Annotated in this window: 2 protein-coding genes and 3 pseudogenes; all 5 read right to left on the reverse strand. The window is 41.5% G+C overall.

From position 1 onward, the window contains the following. Nucleotides 1-713: pseudogene (locus METMK1DRAFT_RS00650) on the reverse strand (transposase); the annotation flags it as partial. Between the two features lie 116 nt (nt 714-829). After that, nucleotides 830-1,834 (reverse strand): glycosyltransferase family 2 protein, encoded by a 1,005-nt coding sequence (locus METMK1DRAFT_RS15870; RefSeq protein WP_009069578.1) that lies wholly within the window; start codon nt 1,832-1,834, stop codon nt 830-832. An 870-nt stretch (nt 1,835-2,704) separates the two neighbouring features. Continuing rightward, nucleotides 2,705-3,618 (reverse strand): annotated as a pseudogene (locus METMK1DRAFT_RS19620) (glycosyltransferase family 2 protein). Nucleotides 3,619-3,828: 210 nt separating this feature from the next. Further along, a complete protein-coding gene (locus METMK1DRAFT_RS19790) occupies nt 3,829-4,041 on the reverse strand; it encodes a sugar phosphate nucleotidyltransferase (RefSeq protein ID WP_245544507.1) in 213 nt (70 codons plus the stop codon). A 145-nt stretch (nt 4,042-4,186) separates the two neighbouring features. Beyond that, nucleotides 4,187-5,191 (reverse strand): annotated as a pseudogene (locus METMK1DRAFT_RS00670) (transposase); the annotation flags it as partial.

The following is a 5,191-nucleotide window of genomic DNA, read 5'->3' on the forward strand; positions in this document are numbered from 1 at the left end:
GGGGTAGGTCTCCCACTGGGAGGTGTCCCTCCACCTCCTCGAGGGTCCCCTGGGCCGACTCGACCCTGAGTTCGGTTGGACTTGAGCTCAGACACCACGTTCTCCTTCACCAGCTTCTCGGACCAGTACCACGAGTCGAAGACGACCCTGGACACGCGGAAGCGCCCCTTGAGCACGTCCAACATCTCCCTGGCCAAGTCGATCTTGGTCTTGAACTCGTTGACCATCCCCAAGTCCAACATCTTCCTCACGGCGTAGGGGAAGGCCCCCACCATGAACGTCCTGCCCGTGGAGAGGTCCACTATGGCGACCGTGAGGAGCTGCACGCCCCTCTCGAACCTCCCGTGGGTGTGGCAGTAGATCCAGTAGTTCCCGTGGGGGCTCACGTCCTTCCCCCTGGAGTACTCCTTGTGGTCCACGGTGTCGTCTATGATGACGGCCACCTGACCCTTCACCAGCCCCGACAGGACCTCCAGGTAGTCCCTCCACGCGTCGTGGAGTTCTCCCAACGCCTCCAGCAGGTTTGCGTAGTCCAACCCGAACGTCTCGGCCGCGTTCCTCACGCTGGCCCTCCCACCTACCAGGACCATGAGGACTAGCGCCAACCCGACCTTCCTGCTCCTCCCCTTCCTCCTGACCACGCCCAGAACCTGGTTGACCGCCTTGACCAGCCTCTCCCTAGCCAACTCGATTTGTCCTTTTCCGTTCAGCATCTTTTCAGCAGGAAGACGTCGAAAAATTAAAAACTTCTCGTTAATACCAACTTCTTGGTATTACCTCCCTAAGATTCCCATAACTGCTGTTAATATAGATAAAAGAATAAACATTTTTATCTTTTTAATTGGTGTTTTACTATTAAACCTCTTCTGATTAATTCTTCCTCATTAACGAAAATTTCATTCTTCCTCTTTCTGTAAATTTCTGGTAATTTGGATATAACCCAAAGTAATGCCTTAACCCTGGCTTTAAACAAATAAGTCTTCCTCCTCTTAACTAAGTCCATGAGCATTGAACCGAAGAAGTAGAAAAGGACTTTAGGCATTTTCCTAAACAAATACCCCCTACTGAAGTTCTTTAAGAGGAAATAAAGCTTCCTACTCTCTAGAAAATACGTTAGCCTTATTTCCCTACTTCTCAAATCCTTAGAAAACGAACCATGCTCATGATGAATTACCGTAGCAGGGAAAAAAACTACCTTATAACCCCTCTTTAAAGCCCTAAACGAAAAATCAGTATCGCCATAGCCGTAAAAAAAATCCTTATCAAACTCGCCTAACTCTTTAAAGATTCTTCTATTTACTAGCATAGCTGCACCCTTAGCGTAAAAGATTTCCTTTATTTCAAAGCACTTCTCATTAGCTTTACTATTTCTATTCAGCTCTACTGGATATCCTAGATCGCTAATTAATCCACCGCAACTATCTATTAAGCCGTTAGGGTAAACTAGTTTTAATTGAACTACTAAATTAGAGTTTTCTTTCTTTATAAAATCCATTACATTTGTTAAGGTGTCTTCTAATATCTCAGTATCATTATCAAGGAATAATAAGTACTCTCCTTTAGCATAAGAAGGTAGTACATTTCTATTTCCTGGTGCACCGTAATTATTCTCAAGTCTTATTAGTTTGAAATTAATATCACTTGATATCAATTTCTCGGACACAGTACCCTTTATTTTTGTATTATTTGAATTACTTAAAATAACATCACCTAAGAGTAATTCGAAGTCCTTAAAAGTCGATTTTTCTAGTGAAGATATTAATTTATGTAGATGCTCTTCTTCACCAAAATTTATTACTATAATACTTAGCAAAGGTTCTTTTGTGTCATTCATGTATAAATGAACCTTTTTATGAAAGCTATATTTAAGTTTTCCTATAATATTTTTCTCAGTTTTGTAAAGAAGAATATTAGTGTATAATAAACTTTATCTAAGTATGTGCTCTATTAATTATTTTTCTTATTTATACTTTCTTGGATTTTAAAGACTAAAAATATTACCGTTAATGCAGATATACAAGCTAGTAGTGTAAACTATGTAAAAGTATAATTAATTTTTATGTTAAAGGTTCTACTAAGTTTAGGCGGTATTAAGCAAAATCTTTCCTATTGTTTCTATCTAATAATAATATTACTGTTTAGCTTTTCTATATAGCAATATGACCTACAAGTCAGAGATTTTCATAGACCTAAAATTTAGATTAATAAAAGAACCTTGTCTGAGTTCCCTTCACCTTTCACCGAACCTATAAAAAGTAATGAATATATGATAGCTTTTACGCCTCTAATTGTTTCAAGTATTTTCTGAAATCTAATTGCCCTTTCGTATGTTAGCATTTAAAATTAAGATATATTCTCCTTTAGCTTTACTTATTCCTTCATTTATAGCTACAGTATGACATAGTTTTTCCTCATATTTATAATATCTTGTCAGCAATTAGTCTTTTAATTCTCTTCTGTCTTATCTTTAAGATAGTTATCTATAACAAGATTTTAATTACTATCATGAAAATCTTATGCATTAATATCAATTAAAAACTTATATATTATGTATTCGATTCAGTATTGCTCATAGGGACTCTAATAGGTGATATCGTCTTTTTGTTCAATTTAAAATTTTTATAGAGAAAAATCTTACTATCTGAATAAATCTATTATTTCTGTTTAATCTCTTAAATATCTTAATAATTATATATTATTACACTTAATCTTTTTTATTTAAAACTTTCATCTTTATAGCTTCAATTAACGACCTAAATTCTGGGTAACCAAATGGCTCTTTTCCTACGTAATTAAGAAATATGTCGTCCCAGTTAATGCTTATTTTCTCTAGCTCTTTCCTCTTTAATTTCACGTAATCCAGTTCCGTAAATACAGATAACACACCTTTAAGTTTAGCCGTTCTATTAGGTGGTAAAAAAGATTGAAATAGCCTTATGATGAATATAGGAAGAAAGTTTGTAATTATTTTCTTCTTGCTATAGTATGTTAACAATAGAATTAATTGGTTCCTCATTAAAAGGTAACTCGTAAAAGGAGATGGTAATTTTTTAAAAGTACCGTGAGCTTCGTGGTAGACCCTTGATTTAGGGGCCATTAATACTCTATACCCGGTCCGATAAAGCCTCCACGACAGTTCAGCGTCCTCCCAGTAGAAAAAAATAATGTTCATCAAAACCTCCTACTTTCTCTAATACGTCACGCCTGGTAAGGGCGGCTGCAGTAGAAAACCAAGGTATCTCCCTCGGTTCGTCATCGTACGGCCATTCAGTATAGAGGCTCTGTACTGCTGCTATTTTATCATCTGAGCTAATAACCTCTACTAAAGAGTCTAACCAGTCTTTAGATACCATTACGTCATTATCTAAAAATGCTATAAACTTAGTCTTAAACTTCTTTATAGCAACGTTTCTAGCGTAGGCAGGTCCGTAGTTTTTGTCCAATTGAATGACTTCAACTCCTTATCTTCTTTAAGTACTCAACACTACCGTCTTTTGACCCATTATCAACAACTACTACCTTTGATGGGTATTGGGTTTGTAAGACACTGTCCAAATACTTCTTAAGCAGTTCTATACCATTATAGTTTACCACAATTATAGGTATTTCCTCAACCACGAGTAAAAATCGTAAAAGAAGAATTAAAGCATTTATGGATAAAAAGGACACTATGGATAAAACTATAAGAAAGAAAAATCTATCAGATCTTTTTGCTTAAGTTTTTCAAATATTCGACATATCCGTTAAAATTGCCTAAATCATATACTTCTTTTACTTCTACAGCACTAAATTCAACTCCCTCATTTAATAAAAGTTTAATACCATAAGTCAACTGAAGTTCGCCTTCATAACTGACCTTCTCAGGGCTGAGAAAATTGTCTCATCAAAGTGATAGTAAGGTACAATTATCAAGTTAGACTTAGGTACCTTTGGTTTCTCTTCAACATCTATTACTTTACCGTCTTTAACTACTACAACGCCATAGGGCCTTGGATCATTAACAGCGGTAACTAGAAAAGAGTTTACACGCAACTTGGACAAGTTCAAATCTCCTACTAATGTGTCAGGAGCAACTACTAAAAAATCACCGTTAACATAAGGCTTAGCTACTAGTACTGCAGGGTGATTCAGGGCTCCTTTGCAAATTGTAATATATCTCTCGGTTTAGACTTATTCAATGAAGGAATTACTGAATATATTTGATCATATCACGAAGAAATAAGGGTTCTTGTAATATTATTACAATGATGAGATAACAGGTCGAGAGGTTGTAGTTGAGGGCTATGGCCCGGGCGATCCGGTCCTCCAGGGGGAGTGGCACTTCCCGAACTCTCCAGGAGGGAGTTGAAGGACTCGGCCAGGTTGTTTGACCTGAGGAGGGGCCAGAGCTCCCTGGGGGCGAGGAGGTAGGAGAGGAGGGGAGAGCCACGGGTGGGGACGGACTCGGCGAAGGTTTCGCGTGTAAGCCGACTATCGGGACTACCACGGGAGCCACGGGTGGAGACGGACTCGGCGAGGGAGAGGAGGAGGTCCAGCAAGACCTTCACCCTCCTGCTTCGTTTGAGGTGGACCAGGCAGGTCTGCCTCGCGACCTTGATCCAGGAGCGGGAGATGGCCGTGTCTAGGACCTTCACCCCGTCGGCTACGACCAGGGTGAGGTTGTACCTCCTCCACAGCCTCACCGGGAGGTCCCAGTAGCTCACGACGTCCTCCTCCCCGGTCAGGACCACGTCAAGCACGGCCCTCACACCGTGGTCAGTGAGTCCCAACGCGATTAAGAGGACCCCCCTCTCCCTCCCCTCAACTTCACGTACTTCCCGTCCACGACCACGTACTTGAAGTCCCCCCTCACCTCCAGCTCCTGGGTCCAGAGCTTGGCGTTCCCTCCCAACACGGGCAGGAGAAGGGCCCTGAGCACCAGCCCCTCCTCCCTGAGCGACTCCTCCACCCTCGTCCTCACCCTCTCCCCTGTACAGCACGGGCAAGCTCACCGTGACCCACTCCAGCCCGTACACGACCCCCCGGAGGGAGACCTTGAACCCCCTCAGGAACCTGTACCTGGCGTAACCCCTCCTCCTCACCTCCTTCCCCCTGGCGTACCCGGGGGGAGGTCCTCTCCGCCTCCTCCAGGGCCCTCCTCTCGATCTCAGCCACCGTTTCATTCAATAGCGCGTCCTTCCCAAGTAACTCG

This window comes from Metallosphaera yellowstonensis MK1, assembly GCF_000243315.1.
Taxonomy (GTDB): domain Archaea; phylum Thermoproteota; class Thermoprotei_A; order Sulfolobales; family Sulfolobaceae; genus Metallosphaera; species Metallosphaera yellowstonensis.